General features: G+C 67.8%; 20 protein-coding genes and 1 riboswitch. Of the genes, 10 read left to right on the top strand and 10 right to left on the bottom strand.

Features of this window, described 5'->3' with window-relative positions; translation table 11 throughout:
• Window positions 1-52: 52 nt before the first annotated feature.
• Together OG394_RS19680 and OG394_RS19675 are read right to left on the bottom strand one after the other, a co-directional pair.
• On the bottom strand, window positions 53-304 hold the full coding sequence (locus OG394_RS19680; RefSeq protein WP_328988442.1) for an amphi-Trp domain-containing protein: 252 nt from the start codon (window positions 302-304) through the stop codon (window positions 53-55).
• A gap of 31 nt (window positions 305-335) precedes the next feature.
• A complete protein-coding gene (locus OG394_RS19675; protein WP_328988441.1) occupies window positions 336-1,229 on the bottom strand; it encodes a sigma-70 family RNA polymerase sigma factor in 894 nt (297 codons plus the stop codon).
• Window positions 1,230-1,319: 90 nt separating this feature from the next.
• On the opposite strand from OG394_RS19675, the gene OG394_RS19670 reads away from it, so the two are divergent.
• The 3 genes from OG394_RS19670 to OG394_RS19660 all read left to right on the top strand — a co-directional run bounded on the left by OG394_RS19670 (window position 1,320) and on the right by OG394_RS19660 (window position 4,021).
• On the top strand, window positions 1,320-2,081 hold the full coding sequence (locus tag OG394_RS19670; protein ID WP_328988440.1) for an SDR family oxidoreductase: 762 nt from the start codon (window positions 1,320-1,322) through the stop codon (window positions 2,079-2,081).
• 46 nt (window positions 2,082-2,127) lie between these two features.
• A riboswitch (ZMP/ZTP riboswitch) is annotated at window positions 2,128-2,204 on the top strand.
• Window positions 2,205-2,224: 20 nt separating this feature from the next.
• Window positions 2,225-3,109, top strand: a complete 885-nt coding sequence (locus OG394_RS19665; protein WP_328988439.1) for a metallophosphoesterase family protein — start codon at window positions 2,225-2,227, stop codon at window positions 3,107-3,109.
• Between the two features lie 114 nt (window positions 3,110-3,223).
• Window positions 3,224-4,021 carry a class I SAM-dependent methyltransferase gene (locus tag OG394_RS19660; RefSeq protein WP_328988438.1) on the top strand — a complete coding sequence of 266 codons (798 nt, stop codon included), beginning with the start codon at window positions 3,224-3,226 and terminating at the stop codon, window positions 4,019-4,021.
• A 4-nt stretch (window positions 4,022-4,025) separates the two neighbouring features.
• Here the strand turns inward: OG394_RS19660 and OG394_RS19655 are convergent, their stop codons facing one another.
• From OG394_RS19655 to OG394_RS19645, 3 genes are all read right to left on the bottom strand, one after another.
• Window positions 4,026-4,979, bottom strand: a complete 954-nt coding sequence (locus OG394_RS19655) for a hypothetical protein (protein ID WP_328988437.1) — start codon at window positions 4,977-4,979, stop codon at window positions 4,026-4,028.
• 55 nt (window positions 4,980-5,034) lie between these two features.
• Window positions 5,035-6,171 carry a serine hydrolase domain-containing protein gene (locus OG394_RS19650; RefSeq protein ID WP_328988436.1) on the bottom strand — a complete coding sequence of 379 codons (1,137 nt, stop codon included), beginning with the start codon at window positions 6,169-6,171 and terminating at the stop codon, window positions 5,035-5,037.
• 98 nt (window positions 6,172-6,269) lie between these two features.
• On the bottom strand, window positions 6,270-6,863 hold the full coding sequence (locus OG394_RS19645; RefSeq protein WP_328988435.1) for a TetR/AcrR family transcriptional regulator: 594 nt from the start codon (window positions 6,861-6,863) through the stop codon (window positions 6,270-6,272).
• A 67-nt stretch (window positions 6,864-6,930) separates the two neighbouring features.
• On the opposite strand from OG394_RS19645, the gene OG394_RS19640 reads away from it, so the two are divergent.
• On the top strand, window positions 6,931-7,935 hold the full coding sequence (locus OG394_RS19640; protein ID WP_328988434.1) for an ABC transporter ATP-binding protein: 1,005 nt from the start codon (window positions 6,931-6,933) through the stop codon (window positions 7,933-7,935).
• Entirely contained in the window at window positions 7,935-8,699 is a 765-nt protein-coding gene (locus OG394_RS19635; RefSeq protein WP_328988433.1) for a hypothetical protein, read from the top strand. The genes OG394_RS19640 and OG394_RS19635 overlap by 1 nt, the downstream gene beginning before the upstream one ends.
• A 7-nt stretch (window positions 8,700-8,706) precedes the next feature.
• Here the strand turns inward: OG394_RS19635 and OG394_RS19630 are convergent, their stop codons facing one another.
• Together OG394_RS19630 and OG394_RS19625 are read right to left on the bottom strand one after the other, a co-directional pair.
• Window positions 8,707-9,132, bottom strand: a complete 426-nt coding sequence (locus OG394_RS19630) for a rhodanese-like domain-containing protein (protein ID WP_328988432.1) — start codon at window positions 9,130-9,132, stop codon at window positions 8,707-8,709.
• A 15-nt stretch (window positions 9,133-9,147) separates the two neighbouring features.
• The gene (locus tag OG394_RS19625) at window positions 9,148-9,804 is read right to left on the bottom strand and encodes an ArsR/SmtB family transcription factor (RefSeq protein WP_328988431.1); all 657 of its coding nucleotides are present in this window, start codon (window positions 9,802-9,804) and stop codon (window positions 9,148-9,150) included.
• A gap of 36 nt (window positions 9,805-9,840) precedes the next feature.
• Here OG394_RS19625 and OG394_RS19620 point away from each other — a divergent pair, with 36 nt between their 5' ends.
• From OG394_RS19620 to OG394_RS19610, 3 genes are read left to right on the top strand one after another with little or no spacing between them, the layout of a single operon-like run.
• On the top strand, window positions 9,841-11,187 hold the full coding sequence (locus OG394_RS19620; protein WP_328988430.1) for an MBL fold metallo-hydrolase: 1,347 nt from the start codon (window positions 9,841-9,843) through the stop codon (window positions 11,185-11,187).
• A complete protein-coding gene (locus OG394_RS19615; protein ID WP_328988429.1) occupies window positions 11,184-12,413 on the top strand; it encodes an MFS transporter in 1,230 nt (409 codons plus the stop codon). Before OG394_RS19620 ends, OG394_RS19615 begins: the two co-directional genes overlap by 4 nt.
• Complete coding sequence (locus OG394_RS19610; protein ID WP_328988427.1) at window positions 12,410-13,576, top strand: cysteine desulfurase family protein; 1,167 nt, start codon at window positions 12,410-12,412, stop codon at window positions 13,574-13,576. Before OG394_RS19615 ends, OG394_RS19610 begins: the two co-directional genes overlap by 4 nt.
• A gap of 17 nt (window positions 13,577-13,593) precedes the next feature.
• Here OG394_RS19610 and OG394_RS19605 read toward each other — a convergent pair whose 3' ends face one another.
• Entirely contained in the window at window positions 13,594-14,550 is a 957-nt protein-coding gene (locus OG394_RS19605) for an aldo/keto reductase (protein WP_328988426.1), read from the bottom strand.
• Window positions 14,551-14,604: 54 nt separating this feature from the next.
• On the opposite strand from OG394_RS19605, the gene OG394_RS19600 reads away from it, so the two are divergent.
• A complete protein-coding gene (locus OG394_RS19600) occupies window positions 14,605-15,357 on the top strand; it encodes a class E sortase (RefSeq protein ID WP_328988425.1) in 753 nt (250 codons plus the stop codon).
• A 6-nt stretch (window positions 15,358-15,363) separates the two neighbouring features.
• Here the strand turns inward: OG394_RS19600 and OG394_RS19595 are convergent, their stop codons facing one another.
• Together OG394_RS19595 and OG394_RS19590 are read right to left on the bottom strand one after the other, a co-directional pair.
• Window positions 15,364-15,786 (bottom strand): hypothetical protein, encoded by a 423-nt coding sequence (locus OG394_RS19595; RefSeq protein WP_328988423.1) that lies wholly within the window; start codon window positions 15,784-15,786, stop codon window positions 15,364-15,366.
• 55 nt (window positions 15,787-15,841) lie between these two features.
• Complete coding sequence (locus tag OG394_RS19590) at window positions 15,842-16,288, bottom strand: hypothetical protein (protein ID WP_328988422.1); 447 nt, start codon at window positions 16,286-16,288, stop codon at window positions 15,842-15,844.
• Window positions 16,289-16,546: 258 nt separating this feature from the next.
• Here OG394_RS19590 and OG394_RS19585 point away from each other — a divergent pair, with 258 nt between their 5' ends.
• On the top strand, window positions 16,547-17,179 hold the full coding sequence (locus OG394_RS19585; RefSeq protein WP_328988421.1) for a hypothetical protein: 633 nt from the start codon (window positions 16,547-16,549) through the stop codon (window positions 17,177-17,179).
• The last annotated feature ends 34 nt before the right edge of the window (window positions 17,180-17,213 follow it).

The following is a 17,213-nucleotide window of genomic DNA, read 5'->3' as shown; positions in this document are numbered from 1 at the left end:
ATCGGCGTGATGGATCCGAGGTGACCACTCGCGGCCAAGAAGTAGTAGGTGGTTAGACCTCGTCGTCGTCCTCGGGCTCCTCGTCGGCGTCGGCGAGGCTCCACTTCAGCTGGAACTCGACTTCTTCCTCACTGTCGCCGCGCTCGTGCTCGACGCTGACCTGCGCGTTCTTCGGCACGGTGAACCGCTCACCGGCGATCTGGATCCGGAACGGCTTGCCGGACTCCAGGGCGTCGGCGAGCCGGCGGAGCTTGGCCGCGAAATCCGCGACCGAGTAGTTGCGTTCAACGTCTCTTTCAGTCATGGCCGCAATCCTGGCATGGCCGCGAGGTCGTTCAGTCCTCGAGTACGGCGAGTTCCAGCTCGCGCAGGCGTTCCGGCTCGGCGATCACGTCGATACCGGTGATCCGGCCTTCGGTGATCGTGAACGTGAGGACCAGCTGAAGCCGTCCGCGCGGAGCCATGACGAGACCGACCGAACCGTCGATGAGGGCCGGCCGCGTCGACCGCACGCGCTCCGACGCGAGCAGCGCGCCCTTGGCAACGCGGCGAATCCCTTGCAGCACGATCGGCGCCGGAGTCGGGCCGACAGCCGGGTCGGCGTGCAGCACCACGTCGGGATCGAGCAGCGCCAGCAGCGCCTCGAAATCGCCGCCTCGGGAGGCGGCCAGGAACGCATCGACGACCCGGCGCTGGCGAACCAGGTCGGCCATCGGCACGGTCGTCGTACCTTGCACGCGGCGACGGGCCCGGCTCGCGAGTTGGCGGACGGCGGTCGGCGTACGGTCGATCATCGGGGCGATGTCGTCGAACGGTACGGCGAACATGTCGTGCAGCACGAAGGCGATCCGCTCGGCCGGGTTCAACGCGTCGAGGACGACGAGCATCGCCAGCCCGACCGAGTCGGCCAGCATCGCCTCTTCCTCGGGATCGACGCCGCCACGGACCTCTGGGCTGTGCTCCTCCTGGAGGTCCTCGCGGCGGGACTCGCGTGCGCGCAGGATGTTGAGGCAGACCCGCGAAACCACGGTGGTCAGCCAGCCCTCGACGTTCTCGATCTCGGCCTTGGTGCTGGTGTCGGCGCTGGTTTCGGTGCGGTTGAGGCGTAGCCAGGTCTCCTGGACGGCGTCGTCGGCCTCACTCGCCGACCCGAGCATCCGGTAGGCGATGGCCCGGAGGCGGGGGCGATTCTGCTCGAAACGCGTGGTCAGCATCACTTGCTCGTCCATCCGGTCACACTTTTCTCTGGGCGCGGGTCATAGCTGTAGAACCTGCCGATAAGGCTGGGAGAGACCCCGGCCCAACACTTTGGAGACACCATGACGTCAACCATCCTGGTCACCGGTGGTACTGGCACGCTGGGCCGCCGGGTCACCCCCCTGCTGCTGGACGCCGGCTTCAAGGTGCGGTTGCTGAGCCGGAGCAGCCACCAGTCCGGCGATGGTATCGAGTACGTCACCGGCGATCTGCTCAAGGGCGAGGGCGTCGACGCCGCGGTGGACGGCGCCGAGATCGTGCTGCACCTCGCGGGTGGCCCCAAGGGCGACGACGTGGCGACGCGCAATCTGGCCGAGGCCGCGGCGCGCGCCGGCGTACGGCACCTCGTCTACATCTCGGTCATCGGTGCGGACCGGGTCCCGCTGGCCTGGCTGAAGTCCAAGCTGGACGCGGAAAAGGCCATTGCGGAATCCGGTGTGCCGTGGACGACGCTGCGGGCCGCGCAGTTCAACGAGTTGACCTTCACGATGGTGGAGAAGATGGCGAAGCTGCCGGTCACGCCGGCGCCGGGTGGGTTGCGGCTCCAGCCGGTCGACTCCCGCGACGTGGCCGCCCGGTTGGTCGAACTCGTCCAAGGCGAACCTGCCGGGCTGGTTCCGGATCTCGCGGGGCCGAAGGTTTACGGAATGGTCGAGTTGGTCCAGGGCGTACTCGCGGCCCAGGGCAAGCGCAACCGCCCGAAGCTGCCGGTCCGCATTCCCGGCAAGGCGGGCAAGGCGTATCGCGCCGGTGACAACCTCACCCTCGACGCACCCAAGGGCGCCCACACCTGGGAGTCCTTCCTCGCCGACCGCCAGAACTGACCCGCCGCCGGTAATTGACCTGCGATGGCCCGGCGACCGTCGTACCTTTGCCTGACACGACTGGCGCAGGTGGATCACCACCGGGGAGTGGAAGTCGGAGCATCGACCGCCTGGGTGCTCCTCATCACCGATGAGGAGCCGTCATGACCCACCGTGTACTGCACTTGTCCGATCCGCATCTGGCGGCGCCGGGCGTCGACAACTACGGCGTCGATGCCGGCGCGTCCCTGGATCGGATCCTGTACGACGCTCGCTTTGTCCCGGATATCGACCTGGTCGTCGTGAGTGGTGATCTCGCGGACGACGGCAGTGTCGAGGGGTACGTCGGTGTGCTGGACCGGGTCGGCCGATTCGCTGCCGAGCGAGGTATCCCGCACGTCTACACCACCGGCAACCACGACATCCGTAAGCCATTCGCCTCGGTCCTGGGCTCGGGCCACCTGAGCCCGGACGGCACCGACATCGGCCGCCTCCTCGACGCGACGAGCGAGGTGCGCGCGGCGGTCAGTGAGGTGTCAGGACTGCGGGTGATCACTTTGGATAGCCTCGTCCCCGGCTCGGTCCACGGCCATGTCGGCGAAGACCAGTTGGAATGGCTGCGCACCACCCTTGCCGAACCAGCGCCGGCTGGGACGATCGTGGTCCTGCACCATCCGCCGATCGCGGTCCATTCGTCGCCATTCATGAAGTCCGTCGGCCTGCGAAACCCGGCGGATCTCGGCGCGGCCGTGGCCGGCAGCGACGTACATGTTGTGCTGTGCGGGCATTTCCACCTGCAGCTGACCGGCCTACTCCAGGGCGTACCCGTCTGGGCGACCCCCGGCGTAATAACGCGTATCGATCTCACCGCCCTGCCTGGCCTGGATCGAGCGGTCAAGGGCGCAGGCGCGACCGTCGTCGACTTGGGCGGTCCGGCCTCGCCGATGTTCCACACCCTGCAAGCCCGCGACCCCGAAGCCGGCGCGCAGGTCTATCTCCTGAACTCGCTCACCGGTGCCGTGGTGGAAGATGAATCCGCCTCTTTGTGACCACCTGCCCTAGCGCTCCAACGCCTCGAAAGGCATAACGGCTTGACCGTTTGGAGTGGCGTGATGTGATGCGAGTATCCGCTACAAGGGTGAACGCTGATCGGGGGTTGTCGCATGGAGCTTGACTGGGGCTTGGGGGAGTACGAGTTGACCGCGGCAAGGCTGGCGCCGGCCGCGGGGGCGGTGGTGGATGCCGCCGAGCTGGAGGTCGGTGAAGTCGTCGTCGATGTCGGTTGTGGCACGGGCAACGCGTCCATCGCGGCCGCCGAGCGTGGTGCGGTCGTGACCGGAGTCGACCCGGCCGAGCGGTTGCTGGCCGTCGGTACCGAGCGGGTCCGCGATCGATTCGCCGAGCAGGTGCGGTTCGTGAAGGGTGACGCGGCCGCGTTGCCGATGGCGGATGGTTCGGCGGATGCGGTGATCTCCGTCTTCGGGATGATCTTCGCGCCGGATCCGGCGGCCGCGATCCGCGAGTGCGTCCGCGTGACGGCGCCGGGCGGGCGGATCGTCTTCAGCGCGTGGACGCCGACCGGTCCGCTGCACCGGTTCAACGGCGCCATCTTCGAGTACATGCGAACCGCCCTGGGCGGGCCCGAGCCGGAGCAGGGGTTCCGCTGGCATCACCCGGACGATCTCGGCCCGGTCTTCGCCGAGCACGGCTTCAAAGGCGAGGTGACGCCGGCGAAGCTGATCTTCACCGCGGCCTCGATCGACGAGTTCACCAGCGAACAGGGCCGCCACCCGATGGCGATCGGGGGTACGGCGGCGCTGTCCGCGTTGCCCGACGGCGAGGCCAAGCTGGCCGGCCTGGAGGCGTTGATCACCGAACGCATCAACGAGGTCAACGAAGACCCACTCGCCTTCCAGATGACCGCCGACTACGTCATCATCACCGCCGCACCTGAGGCCTAAAGCCCTAGGCCCGGTCCTCGTCGGTCGGTCGCATGCTGTCGGTGGGGCGGACCAGTTCGAGGCCGGTGTCGCGTACCTCGGCGATGCTCTGGGTCAGCATGTCCGTCACCTTCGACGCGTCCTCGCCGAGGTCGTCAATCAGACTCGTGTCCGCGGCGGTCCCAGTCGCGGCCAGCAACTCCAGGTACTTGTCGCTATCCCGCAACGCCTCCCGCATCACGCCCTGCGCCAGCAACGCACCGTCGGCGTCGCGGACCTTGGCGGCGTACCGCTCGAGCGCTTCGACCTTGTTGACCGCGGCGGCGACCGACTGGTCCAAGGCGTCGCGTTGCGGTTGCAGCACTGCGAACACCGACGGGTGATCGACCCCGCCGCGCACCTCCCGCAACCGCTCGCGCAGGACCGATTGCCGGTGCAGGAGCAGGCCGATATCCCAGAGTTGTTCGGGCAGTACGACCTCGTGCTCGATGTCGTCCAGCAATCCCGCCTTGGTCACCGCGGCGGCCCGCACGGCCTTGACCGCCTCCTGGGCGCGAATCATCAACGGCTGCGCCACGCCGTCGAAGTCCTCCGGCAGCAGGTACTCCCCGTGGTGCTCGCGCGCGACCTTCCGGCCCACGGTCTCGTCGCTCACCGCGAAGAAGGCACACAGCAGGAACAGCCCCTCGGCGATGCCGATAACGATCGAGAGACCCAGCACGACCGCGTGCGGCAGAAACAGCTCGAAGAACCACCGCGACGCAAACCAGAGACCGACGGCCACGACCGCGAAGAAGCCGAACGCGGCCGACTGAACGCCGCGTTCGGCCTCGATGCCGGACTGCTTCGTCGGCGCGGGGCTACCGGCAGGCGTGAAATCGGCCGGATCGTCCCCGTACAACTTCCGCACCGTCGTCGGCAGCCCAGGCGCGAACACCGCCTCGACCTTCGGCTCCGCCCGCGGAATCTCGTCTGACACCCGCCCCCACCTCCCTAACGAGGTCCAGTGTCCAGCCCCACCAGGTCAATTCGGCTCAGAGCTCAGCCTCGATCGTGGACCAGAAAGCGGTCGCCACCGACTCGGATGGTGGCATCATCTGGGTCAGCAGTACAGCGGTGAGATCGTGCTCGGGATACGCGTACCAGCTGGTGCCGAGGCCGCCGCCCCAGCCGTACCGCTTCGCGTTCACCGACACCCCGTACCCCCAGCCGTCCCCATCGAGGAAGATCCCGGCCGGGCCGCCGGCGCGCTGCTCGGGCGTCAACTGATCGGTCGTCATCGCCCGGATCGACTCCTCGCCGAGCAACCCCGCGCCCCTGGCAAGCATGAACTCGCCGAACTGCAGGTAATCCGCAGCCGTCGACACCATCCCACCACCCGCATGCGGAAACACCGGCGGCTCGCGCCATTCGCTGCCCTCCACCGGATCGAACAGGACCAGTGCACCCGCGCCGTCCGAGACGTACGACGGAACCAGCCGCGCGTCATCCGGTACGACGAACCCGGTGCTGGTCATTCCAAGCGGCGCCAGGACGCGAGTCCGCATCAGCTCGGGCAACGACGCCTGCCCGGCACGCGCCAGCAGCACACCCAACACGGCGAACGCGACGTCGTACCGCCAAGTCCGTCCCGGCTGATCCATCAACGGCAGTTCGGCGAATCGCGCGAGCCACTCGTCCGGGCTATGCGTGATGGCCGAAGGCAGCGGCGGTCCCATCCCGAGCCCACGCGCCGCGGCGGCCTCCGCGGCCGGACAGCCCTCGACCTCGAACGCGAAACCGAATCCCATCCGCATCGTCAGCAAGTCCTCGACGGTGATGCTCCGCCCGGCCGGCTCGGTATCGGTAAGAGGCCCGTCGAGCCGTCGTACCACCTGGCGATCCGCCAACTCGGGCAGCCAACGTTCGACCGGATCGGCCAGCGCGAGTACGCCGTCCTCAGCCAGCATCAAAGTCAGTACGGCGACCAGCGGTTTCGTCATCGAGCTGATCCGCATCACCGCGTCATCCGGCATCGGCGCCCCACCAACCGACGCCCGCCCAACCGCCTCCACCCACGTCTCCCCACCCCGGCTGACCGCCAACACCGCCCCAGGCGCCGTCCCCACCCCAAGACTCCCGGCCACGGCCTCGCGCACCCCTGCGGCCAACCCCGCCATCCCAACACCCATACGCCGCATGCTGCCACCAGCAGCGGGTCTCCTTCGGGTCGCCGCCGAGCCGCGCGGCCTCACCACGGCTGCTCCCTAGTGTCCTCCGGCGCAGGACACTAGCTGTGCTGGTCGCCGGCAGGTGACGCGATAGCGGTGACCGCACTGCCGATGATGTGCGTGATGGTGTCGGCGGCGGTCTCTGGCGACGGGCACCCGGCGTCGAGCCAGGCAATGACAGCTTCGACCGCAATGGTCGGGATCAGGTCGGATGCCCATCGCAGGCGGGCTTCGTCGTGGATGACTTGCTCCAGATACGGCTGAGCGGTGGCTTTCATCGCCGCGCGCAGTTCGTCGGCGTGCCGGCGGAACTCCGGTTCCTGGCCGGATTGGCGGAAGAAGAGACGGAACCCATCGGGGTTGTCCTGCGCTGCGAAGACCAGCCCTTCGAGGCTGTTCGTGGTTGTGTGGTGCGGATGGCCGGTGGCGGTGCGCAGTTGGTCGCTGACATCAGCCAGCACGGCCTCGTACAGCTCGGTCTTGGACTCGAAATGCCGGTAGATGAGCACCCGGCTGACGCCGGCTTCGGTCGCGACGTCGTCCAGGTTGGTAGCGGCGTAGCCGCCTCGGGCGAAGGCGCGCGCCGCGGCTTGGATCAGTGCGCGACGCCGCTCGGGCCGCTTCAGCAGCTTGCCCTCGCCTGGCTTGGTCATAGTTCATCCCTTCGAACTGTTTACAGCAGTGTTGACACTTGCCTGTTAACAGTTCATCGTAGTCGCCATGAGCAGACAGCTGTCGCCTAGCCTCGCCGAGGTCGGGGCAGGCGAAGGCCATCCAAGCCGGGGCACCGCAGCGGGAATTGAGGTGCGCGGCTTGTCGAAGTCGTTCGGCGCCGTGCGAGCGGTCGACGACTTGACGTTCAGCGTCGAGCCCGGCGCGGTCACCGGCTTCCTTGGACCGAACGGAGCTGGGAAGACCACTACGCTGCGGATGCTGCTCGGTCTGATCCGCCCCGACCGGGGCGCCGCCACCATCGCGGGCCTCACCTACCGCGACATTCCCGAACCCTCCACTGTGGTCGGGGCCGCGCTCGATGCCTCGGGCTTCCATCCGGCCCGCACTGGTCGAGCTCACCTGCAGGTGTACTGCGCTGTCAACGGCCTTGCGCCGCAACGAGCCGAAGAGGTTCTCGAACTGGTCGGGCTGGCCGCGGCCGGCGGTCGCCGTATCGGCGGCTACTCACTAGGGATGCGGCAGCGGCTCGCGCTGGCCGTCGCAATGCTGGGCGACCCTCAGGTGCTGGTGCTCGACGAGCCGGCTAACGGGTTGGACCCCGAAGGGATCGTGTGGATGCGGCGACTGCTGCGTGAGCTGGCCGGCCAGGGGCGCACGGTGCTGGTGTCCAGCCATGTCCTGACCGAGATGCAGCAACTGGTTGACCATGTCGTGATCATCGACGGCGGCCAGCTGCGCTTCCAGGGGCCGGTGGCAGGGCTGGCCGGCACGCAAGGGGTGGTGGTCGAGGTCCGCGCCAGTCGGTCCGACGCGCTTCGCGCCGTACTCGCCGACCACGAAGGCGTAAGCGTCGACCACGACGACAGCGGGCGGCTGCTGGTCAGCGGCCTGGACGCGGCGGCGGTGGGGCGTGCCGCGTTCACTGCGGGCGTCGAACTGCAGTGGCTGGCCGAACGAGACGGTGACCTGGAACGGCTGTTCTTCACCTTGACCTCCGGCGCCGGCAGCCGGGACCAGACAGGCAGCAACGCTTCGGAGGTGGGACTCTGATGATCCGGCTGGTTCGCGGCGAGTTCGCCAAACTCCTGTCCACCCGGCTGTGGCTCTGGCTGCTGCTGGCCACCATGGCGTTGACCGCGCTGTTCGCGAGCCTGAACATCGCCTTCAACGACGACCCCGACACCCTCGCTCCGCCCCTGGCGACCGCAGCGGGTCAGCGGTTGCTGTTCGGCACGGCAGCCGGCGGAGCGCAGACCCTCGTCGCGGTTTTGGCGGCGATCGGAATCACCGCCGAGTACCGTCACCGCACTGCCACCACGACCTTCCTGACCACGCCCCACCGCTCACGCGTGGTGGTCGCGAAGCTGATCACCTACGCCCTGGTCGGCGCCGCCTACGGCATGGCCTGTATCGCCGTCGTCACCGCGATCGCGTGGCCGTGGCTGAACGCGCGCGATATCGACCCGACGCTTGTCGGCAACGGGATCCCCGCAACCTTGGCCGGTGTCATCGCCGCGGTCACCGCTTTCGCCGTACTGGGCGTGGGCCTGGGTGCGATGCTGCGCGACCAGGTCGCCGCCGTGGTCGGTCTACTGGTCTACCTGTTTGTCGCCGAACCGATCGTCACCCGCATCCCAGCCCTGCATGACTGGACCGTGTATCTGCCGGGTCCGTCGGCCAGTGCCCTGACCCAGATCACCCTTACCGACCAGGACTTCCTCCAACCCTGGCAAGGCGGCGTAGTGCTGGCCGTCTACGGGCTCGTCGTTGCAGTGACCGGACTGTGGCACACCACCCGGATAGACCTCACGTAATCTCGGCTCAGCTGCCCGGGCCCTCGCCGCCGGACCTGGGTTGCGAGGCGGGGTCGGGTCGAGTGATCGGCAGGCCTGCGGCTCGCCAGGCGTTGAAGCCGCCGATGACATCGGTACTGCGGTGAAGGCCGATCTGGCGCAGTGAATCGGCTGCGAGGCTTGAGGAGTAGCCGCCCTCGCACAGGACGATCCAACGGATGTCCGCGTTGATGGCTTCGGGGATCCGGGCATCGCAGCTGGGGTCGAGGCGCCACTCGAGGTGATTCCGTTCGATGACGATTGCCCCGGCGATCTCCCCGGCTGCACGTCGCTGGAATTCAGGCCGCGTGTCGACGATGTACGTGTCCTCGTCATCGCTGGCTGCGTACGCCTCCGCGGGGTGCAGTCGCGGTAAGCCCGAACGCACCCGCTTCAGAGTCTCGTCGATGCCCACCACGCCTCCCTGCCGTCAACTCGCGACCGGGAGTTCGGCCAGACGCCACTCGAGCATCCCGTCGTTCAGGCGCGCCGCGGACAGCCCCTTGGCGGTGAGAATGCGCACGGCTTCGTTGGCCATCACGCAGTACGGGCCGCGGCAGTACGCCACGATCGTCGTACCGGCGGGGAGTTCGGCCAGCCGGTCGGCGAGCTCGTCGAGGGGGATCGACACCGCGCCGGGGATATGGCCCGCGGTGTATTCCTCGCTGGGGCGGACATCGACGACCGTGATTTCACCGGCTTCCAGTCGACGCAGCAACTCGTCTCGGGTCACCTCGGCAACGTCATCGTCGCCCAGATACGCGCGACGGGACCGGTCCACCTCCGCCAGATGCGCCGAGGCGACGTCGCGCAGCTGCGCCCACAGCGCGGCCACATCAGTTCCGGCCAGCCGGTAGTAGACCTTCGTGCCTTCCTTGCGAGTGACCACCAGTCCGGCCTGCCGCAGCAACTGCAGGTGATTGGATGCGGTGGTCAGCCCCAGGCCGGCCCGGCCCGCGAGCACTTCGACCGACCGCTCGCCCTGGGCCAGCAGATCAAGCAACTCGAGGCGCTTGGCGCTGCCGAGCGCCTTGCCGACCTGCGCGAACTGCTCGAACAGTGCCGCCTTGGCCACCAGATAACCCATTGACAGTCCTCCAAAGATTCATGGAATAGTGTAGGAGTGGCCGTTGAAACAAGCAAGATGATCATTCCGGTCGTGGACGACGGACTGGGCAACTCGTCGTACCTCGTTGATCTGGGCGACGGCCGGGCGGTCGCCGTGGATCCGTGCCTGGACCTGCGAGCCCTGCGTGCCACGGCGGATCGGCATGGGTTGACGGTGGCGTTCGCGGCGGATACGCACCTGCACGCGGACTTCATGTCCGGCGCAGTGCAGTTGGCCGCGACCGAGGGCGCCCGGGTGCTGGCCTCGGCCGCCGGCCGGCGGGAGTTCGCCCACACCGGGCTGACCGACTGCGACGAGGTGGATCTAGGTGGGTTGACGTTGCGGGCACTCGCGACGCCCGGGCACACCGGGGAGCATTTGGCGTTCCAGCTGCTTGACGGTTCCTCGCTGCTCGGTGTGTTCACCGGCGGGTCACTGATCGTCGGCGGTGCCGCCCGCACCGACCTGGCGGGTGCCGAGCAGACCGAGGAACTGACTCGGGCGCAGTACCGGTCGCTGCGACGGCTCGCCGAACTGCCCGATCGGACGCCGGTGTGGCCGACTCACGGGGCCGGATCGTTCTGCTCTGCACCGACCGGCGGCGAGCGGGTCACCACGATCGGCCGGGAGAAAGCGACGAATGCGTTGCTCGCCGCTCCAGATGAGGACGCCTTCGTAGCGCAGTTGCTGGCCGGGCTAGGGAGTTTCCCGCCGTACTTCCTGCGACTGGCCGAGCTGAACCGCCGCGGCCGCACCATCGCGACCGACCCGATCGTTCCGGGGATGGACGAGCGACGCATCGAATCCCTGCTGGCGGGCGGAGCAGTACTGGTCGACGTGCGGCCAGTGCGCGACTTCGCCGCCGGCCACATCCCTGGCGCTGTGTCGATCCCGCTGCGAGCGCAGTTCGCGTCGTGGCTCGGATGGCTGCTCGATCCGGCCACGCCGTACATCGTGGTCCGCAACCCAGAGCAGGACCTGGCCGACCTGGTCTGGCAGGCAGTGAAGATCGGCTTCGCTCCGCCCGCCGGTGAACTCGCCGGCGGTCTCGCGGCATGGCAAGGGCCGACCACCTCGACACCGCTGCTGAGGCCCGATCAAGTGACAGGGGCCGCGATGCTGGACGTGCGCCAGGACAGCGAGTTCCACAGCGGGCACATCCCCGGGGCGAGCCACATCGAACTTGGCGCCCTGCCCGCACAGGCCGTCGACGTCACCGGTCCGGTCGTGGTGATGTGTGGTCACGGCGAACGCGCCATGACCGCGGCCAGCATTCTCGAACGCGCCGGCCAAGCCCCGGCCGGTGTACTCGACGGTGGGCCACACGACTGGGCCGACTCGAGCGGTCAGGCACTGGCATGACAACTGCGGTCCCGCGCCTGGGACTGCGGGTCAATCTCGCCCAGTTCGTGCTGCTGGTCGCGGTCAATGCTCTGGTCGGCGGCATGCTCGGTCAGGAACGGATTGTGCTGCCGCTGTTGGCCGAACAGACCTTCCACCTGGACGCCTACACCAGCGCCCTCACCTTCATCCTCGCCTTCGGTGCGGTCAAAGCAGCAACGAACTTCTTCGCCGGCACCTGGTCGGATCGCTTTGGGCGCAAACCCGTCCTGGTCGCCGGTTGGCTGATCGGGCTGCCGGTGCCGCTGCTGCTGATCTTGGCCCCGAACTGGGGCTGGGTGATCGCCGCCAATGTCCTGCTCGGCATCAACCAGGGGCTGACCTGGTCGACGACCGTGATCATGAAGATCGATCTCGTAGGCCCGGCCCGCCGAGGGCTGGCGATGGGCCTGAACGAAGCCTCCGGGTACCTGGCAGTCGCCGGCACCGCGATGGCCACCGGCTACCTGGCCGGCGCCCATGGGCTCCGGCCGGCACCGTTCCTGCTCGGCGCGGCCTATGCCGCACTGGGGCTCGGGCTGTCCGTCTTCGCGGTCAAGGAGACCCGCGGCCACGCCCACCACGAGGCGGGCACGGCGGACGGCGGCCTCAGTACTGGCAGGGTTTTCACCCTGACCAGTTTCAAGGAGCCCGCGCTGTCATCGGCATCGCAGGCAGGATTGGTGAACAACCTCAATGACGGCCTAGCGTGGGGTTTGTTCCCGATCCTGTTCGCCGGCCACGGCTTGAGCGTCGCCCGGATCGGGCTCCTCGGCGCGCTGTACCCCGCGGTGTGGGGTTTGGCTCAGCTCGTCACCGGGACCTTGTCCGACCGCGTCGGCCGCAAGTGGCTGATCACGACCGGGATGCTCGTCCAGGCCATCGCACTGGCACTCGTTGCTCTCGGCACCAGCCTCACGGCGTGGGCCATCGCAGTCACGTTGCTAGGGCTAGGGACCGCGATGGTTTACCCGACCCTGCTCGCGGCGATCGGCGACGTCGCGCATCCCACCTGGCGCGCCCGATCCGTCGGTGTGTACCGGCTCTGGCGCGACGGCGGCTTCGCGGTCGGCGCCCTCCTGGCCGGAGTGGTCGCCGACCTGTGGGGAATCCCCGCCGCCGTCTGGACAGTCGCCGCACTCACGGCCGTCTCCGGCCTGGTCGTGGCCGCCCGGATGTACGAAACCCACCCCAGGAGTAACCGATGACCCATCCAGCCCTCACCGATGGCCCGATCTACCTCGACCACAACGCCACCACACCCATCGACCCACGTGTCATCGACGCCGCGTTGCCCTACCTGACCCACCACTTCGGCAACCCCTCCAGCAGCCACGCCTATGCCGCTAAACCACGCGCCGCCGTCGCCGAAGCACGCCGTCAAGTAGCCGATCTCATCGGCGCCACACCGGGCGAGATCGTGTTCACCGGCGGTGGTTCCGAAGCCGACACGCTCGCCATCCGCGGCGCGGCACTTGCTGCCCGCGACCACGGTGACCAGGTCATCACCCAGGTCACCGAGCACCCCGCGGTACTGGAAGCGTGCCGAAGCCTCACCGCCGAAGGGTTCACCGTCACCCAGTTGCCTGTCGATGAGTTCGGTCGGGTCGATCCCGCCGACCTGCGGGCGGCCATTACCGATAACACCGTCCTGGTGTCGGTCATGACAGCCAATGGCGAGACCGGAACACTGCAACCCGTACCCGAGCTTGCTGCGATCGCCCACCGCCACGGTGCACTCATGCACACCGACGCCGCCCAGGTTGCAGGCAAAGCCCCACTCGATGTCACCGAACTCGGAGTCGACCTACTGACGGTCGTTGGTCATAAGATGTACGCCCCCAAAGGCGTCGGCGCCCTCTATGTCCGCACCGGCACATCGATCGTGCCGATCATCCACGGTGCAAGCCAGGAACAAGGCCTGCGGGCCGGCACCGAGAGCGTGGCCCTCATCGTCGCTCTCGGCGCCGCCGCAGCAATCGCCACCACGGACCTACCCAGCAGCGCCAACCGACTGGCCTCCACCCGAGACACACTCCATCGCGAACTCGACCGACTCCTGCCCGGCGCTGTCCAACTCAACGGACATCCCGTCGACCGCCTCCCCAATACGCTGAACGTCAGCCTCGCTGGAGCCGACGGTAAAGCTCTTCTCGCCGCGACCCCGCATGTCGCCGCCGCCACCGGCTCCGCCTGCCATGAAGGCCTGGACATTCCCTCTGCGGTACTCATCGCGATGGGTCTCGTTCATGACCGCGCCAGCGCTGCTCTGCGGCTGACCGTCGGCCGCTGGACCACACCGGAGGAGGCCAAGGAGGCGGCGCGCCTGCTGGCCGACACCTACCTGACCAAGTTCCAAGCCTCTGCCTGAGCAAGCAGGCCAGGCCCTCACCTGCCCCAGGAAGGGAGGGAGTGCCAGAAGTCGGGTGGGATGGGGTGCGTTAGGAGGGTGCTGGTTTCGGTGATCTCGGCTGGGGTTCGGGCGCCGACCAGGATGGCCGGTATGGCTGGATGGGTCAGGGGAAACTGCATGGCGGCGGCCGGCAGCGGCACGTCGTACAGGTCGCAGAGGCGGCGTAGGTCGGTGATGCGGTTGCTGAGCTCGGGTGGGATTTCGCGATAGCCATGCGGGGCGCCGGGGGTCGGATCAAGCAGCACGCCGCTTTGGAAGACGCCAGCGGCGAGGACAGAGACGCCGAGGCTCTCGCAGAGGGGAAGCAGTTCGTCGGCGCCAGTCCGGTCCAGCAGGGTGTAGCGGCCGGCGAGGAGGACGATATCCGGACCGTCGGCGCCGTGGACGCGGAGGAAACGGGCCGCGACGTCGGCATGGTTGACGCCGAGCGATACCGCGCGGATCGTGCCCTCGGAACGTAACTGGGCAAGGGCTTTGAAGGCTTCGGTCGAGGCCCGCTCGAAGTCGAGATCGGGGTCGTGGATGTGCAGTACGTCGATGCGGTCGAGGCCGAGCCGATCCAGGCTTTGCTCCACCGAACGCATCACGCCGGCGAAGGAGTAGTCGAGGCGTGGGCCGAAGCCGGGCGGTGGATCGGCCCAGATCGCCTGGGTGTCGGGACCGTCGCGCTCGATCAACCGCCCGACCTTGCTGCACAGCACGAACTCATCGCGAAATTTGTTGCCTAGGGCAACACCAGCACGATGCTCGGATCGGCCGTAACCGTAGACCGGCGCGGTATCGAACAGGCGAATGCCCAACTCCCAAGCACGCTCGATCGTCGCGACAGCCTGCTCGGTCGGCACGGGTGAGAACAACCCGCCGATCGAGGCCAGCCCAAGCCCCAGCCGGGTAACCCGCACCCCACTTCGCCCCAACTCCACGCTCTCCATGCCGAAACCGTAACCACCACCACCGACATAAAACTGACGACGAGGTTTTGGGATGTGGAGCTAGTCTTTGGCATGGGCGTTGGGCCGTTTTTGGTGGTCGCGGTGGTGGGTGCTGCCGCGCTGCTGGGGTGCAGCGACACGACTGACTCGCTTGGCGGACAGTCCGGTACGACGACGACGCGGCCTGCCACGTCGGGCGCGCCCAAGACGCCCACGACGCGACCGCCGGAGCAGCCCTCGAGTCAACCCTCGAAGCAGAAGACGGGGGATGGACGGGCTAGTGCGGCGAGGCCGAATACCGCGCCCGCGGTGATGGCGATTCCGCGAATTGGCGTGGCGGGGTTGCGGGTTACGCCGTACCAGGGGACGGCGGATGACGGGCCGGGTACGAAGATCCAGAGCAAGGGCATAGCCGCGAATCCGCAAGGGGCCAAGGGCGGAGTCGGCGCGGGCGATATCGGGAACTACCTGGTGACGGCGCATCGGTTGAGCGCGGGTGGGCCGTTCCGGGAGTTGCCGTCGTTGCGGAATGGGGATCACGTCTACGTGACGGCGGGCGGTTCGACGTACGACTATGTGATCAGTCAGACCATGTGGATCTCGTTCCGCAAGCCGGCGGATTTGGCGCGGCAGTCGGCGCCGGTGCCCGGGTTCCCGGGGAGGACGGCGACGAAGGCGATGATCACGCTGTCCACCTGCGCGACGATCGAGGACCACGCGGCGGGGAACTTCTGGAAAGACGAGTTCGACAATCCCGAGCACCGGATCGACAAGGTCGGCGTGCTCGTCGGCGTCAAACCCGCCTGACCACAGTCAGCGTTTGTAGAACTGCCACCACTTGCGCTTGCCCATGTTGAGCTCGTCGTCGTCCAGGGGCGGCGGCACCGGCGGCTTCGAGAACTCGGTCAGCATGTCGCCGGATTCGGTGTCGTAGGGCATCACGCCGAGGTGTTCGGCCACTGCCAGAACGACGGCGACCGAGCGGTCGCCGCCGTTGAGGTAGAAGGTGATGTCGTGCACGTGCACGCCCTTGCCGATCGAGACCTCCACCGAGTGGTCCGGACCGTCGATGCGCAGCCATTTCGGATTGCTGGTGTCGACCTCCGGTGCCGCTTCCCGGATCCGCTCGACCACCTGTTCGGCGGTGCCCAGGGAAGGCGGCGCGTATTCGTCGGAGATGTCGTCCAGGCGGCGTGCGCCCCCGGCGGTCCGCAATGCGTAAATTGCCCAGCTCATGGCCCCAGCATGTCACCGGCGACCCAACCCGGTGCCCGGCAGGTGCCACCAGATCTCAGTAGCGGTCGAGCGGTGGCGATTCCGGCAGGGCCTCGCCGCCGGTCAGGGTGCGCAGTTTGTCGAGCACCTCGTCGTCCCACATCTCGTGGGTGCGCACGAGCCGGCGCCACTTCGCCTCGGACTGCTCGAGGGATTCGATCCGGGCGCCTTGCCGGTCGACCTGTTCCTGCAGGGCCTTGTTCAGATCGGCGAAACCGCGGACCGCTGTCTGGTCCTTCGCCGACCGCCGGGTCAGCACCGCCACGAAGAGGGTGCCGAGGGTGATCACCACGCTGCTGAGGAAACCCACCTTGTCCATCAGATACTCCTTGGTCGCGCTCGATCCCCGAGCGACCGGCAGGGTGTCCGCGCCTAGAACGGCGCCGTTAGTGGTTGTCGCCGGAAGTTCGTCGGCGTCTGCGGTGTCCAGGCGGGCGCCTCGCGGCGTTGGAGAAGAAGCCACGATGGAAAAGCATCGAGGCTCCTTCTCCGCCTTGCGATGCACCCACCTGGACACCGCAGCCACTCGACGACCTTCCGGCGACAACCACTGAGGACGAGGGATGCAGGGAGGCCCTGTCGTAGATGCGCATCCCGCCGGAGTTCCGGCGGTCTGCTATCGAGACTAAGCAGTTTCGGAGGAAGGATCAAGAGGAAATCAGGAAGTTTCTCTTCCTTCCTCCTTCTCGACTCTTCCCGTTGCCTCCGGCATGCTGGGGGGATGCACGACTACGACTCGCATGGCTGGCAGCGCCTTGGGCGCCTGGTCCGTGCTGCCCGGGTGAAGGCCGGGTACGGCGAGAGCCGCGAGTGGTCTGCGCGGGTCGGGCGTTCGACCCGGATGTTGCTCGGTCTCGAGCGCGGCGAGCCGGTCGGCGACGCCACCTTGGCCCGCGTCGCCGAGTCGCTGGGCTGGCCGATCGAGCGCATCTACGACACCCTCGGCGAAACCTCGGCGTCGACCAAGACGCAGCAGGAGCTGGTGGCCGAGATGCCCGTGCTCGATGTGGAGCATGCGCTGGAGAAGGTCACCGAGGAGATCGAGACCCTGAAGACGTTGCTCGCGGCAGCCGAGGCCTCGCGCGGCATTCTGGCCGGCCGGATCGAGCAGCAGCGGCAGGCCACCCGGCTGCTGCGGGACGGCCGATCGCCGGAGTTGTTCATCGCCGAGCGCGAGCTGCGATTCCACCAGGAGAGCCTGGTCGGTTTCGATCGGCATTTCGGGCCGCCGCGGTCGCAGAGCAAGGAGCTGCGCCAGCAGCGCCGGCGCTTCGTGGACGCGGTCGAGCAGGCCCAGCAGAAGCTGGCCGAGGTGCAGGCTGCCGGGAAAGCTTCGGAAAAAGCGTCCAGTTAGGACTCAGGGCAGCCTCACCTAAGCGTCGTTGCCG

It is taken from the genome of Kribbella sp. NBC_01245, from assembly GCF_036226525.1.
In the GTDB taxonomy this organism is placed as follows: Bacteria; Actinomycetota; Actinomycetes; order Propionibacteriales; family Kribbellaceae; genus Kribbella.
Note: the sequence above shows the minus strand (reverse complement) of the source record. Positions and strands in the feature narration are given on the sequence as shown.

What these genes read in the sequence shown, in the direction of transcription:
- OG394_RS19675 (WP_328988441.1), bottom strand. Translation starts at nt 1,229, where the DNA reads ATGGACGAGCAAGTGATGCTGACCACGCGTTTCGAGCAGAATCGCCCC.
- OG394_RS19640 (WP_328988434.1), top strand. Translation starts at nt 6,931, where the DNA reads ATGAGCAGACAGCTGTCGCCTAGCCTCGCCGAGGTCGGGGCAGGCGAA.
- OG394_RS19615 (WP_328988429.1), top strand. Translation starts at nt 11,184, where the DNA reads ATGACAACTGCGGTCCCGCGCCTGGGACTGCGGGTCAATCTCGCCCAG.
- OG394_RS19625 (WP_328988431.1), bottom strand. Translation starts at nt 9,804, where the DNA reads ATGGGTTATCTGGTGGCCAAGGCGGCACTGTTCGAGCAGTTCGCGCAG.
- OG394_RS19650 (WP_328988436.1), bottom strand. Translation starts at nt 6,171, where the DNA reads ATGGGTGTTGGGATGGCGGGGTTGGCCGCAGGGGTGCGCGAGGCCGTG.
- OG394_RS19660 (WP_328988438.1), top strand. Translation starts at nt 3,224, where the DNA reads ATGGAGCTTGACTGGGGCTTGGGGGAGTACGAGTTGACCGCGGCAAGG.
- OG394_RS19645 (WP_328988435.1), bottom strand. Translation starts at nt 6,863, where the DNA reads ATGACCAAGCCAGGCGAGGGCAAGCTGCTGAAGCGGCCCGAGCGGCGT.
- OG394_RS19670 (WP_328988440.1), top strand. Translation starts at nt 1,320, where the DNA reads ATGACGTCAACCATCCTGGTCACCGGTGGTACTGGCACGCTGGGCCGC.
- OG394_RS19635 (WP_328988433.1), top strand. Translation starts at nt 7,935, where the DNA reads ATGATCCGGCTGGTTCGCGGCGAGTTCGCCAAACTCCTGTCCACCCGG.
- OG394_RS19680 (WP_328988442.1), bottom strand. Translation starts at nt 304, where the DNA reads ATGACTGAAAGAGACGTTGAACGCAACTACTCGGTCGCGGATTTCGCG.
- OG394_RS19585 (WP_328988421.1), top strand. Translation starts at nt 16,547, where the DNA reads ATGCACGACTACGACTCGCATGGCTGGCAGCGCCTTGGGCGCCTGGTC.
- OG394_RS19610 (WP_328988427.1), top strand. Translation starts at nt 12,410, where the DNA reads ATGACCCATCCAGCCCTCACCGATGGCCCGATCTACCTCGACCACAAC.
- OG394_RS19665 (WP_328988439.1), top strand. Translation starts at nt 2,225, where the DNA reads ATGACCCACCGTGTACTGCACTTGTCCGATCCGCATCTGGCGGCGCCG.
- OG394_RS19595 (WP_328988423.1), bottom strand. Translation starts at nt 15,786, where the DNA reads ATGAGCTGGGCAATTTACGCATTGCGGACCGCCGGGGGCGCACGCCGC.
- OG394_RS19605 (WP_328988426.1), bottom strand. Translation starts at nt 14,550, where the DNA reads ATGGAGAGCGTGGAGTTGGGGCGAAGTGGGGTGCGGGTTACCCGGCTG.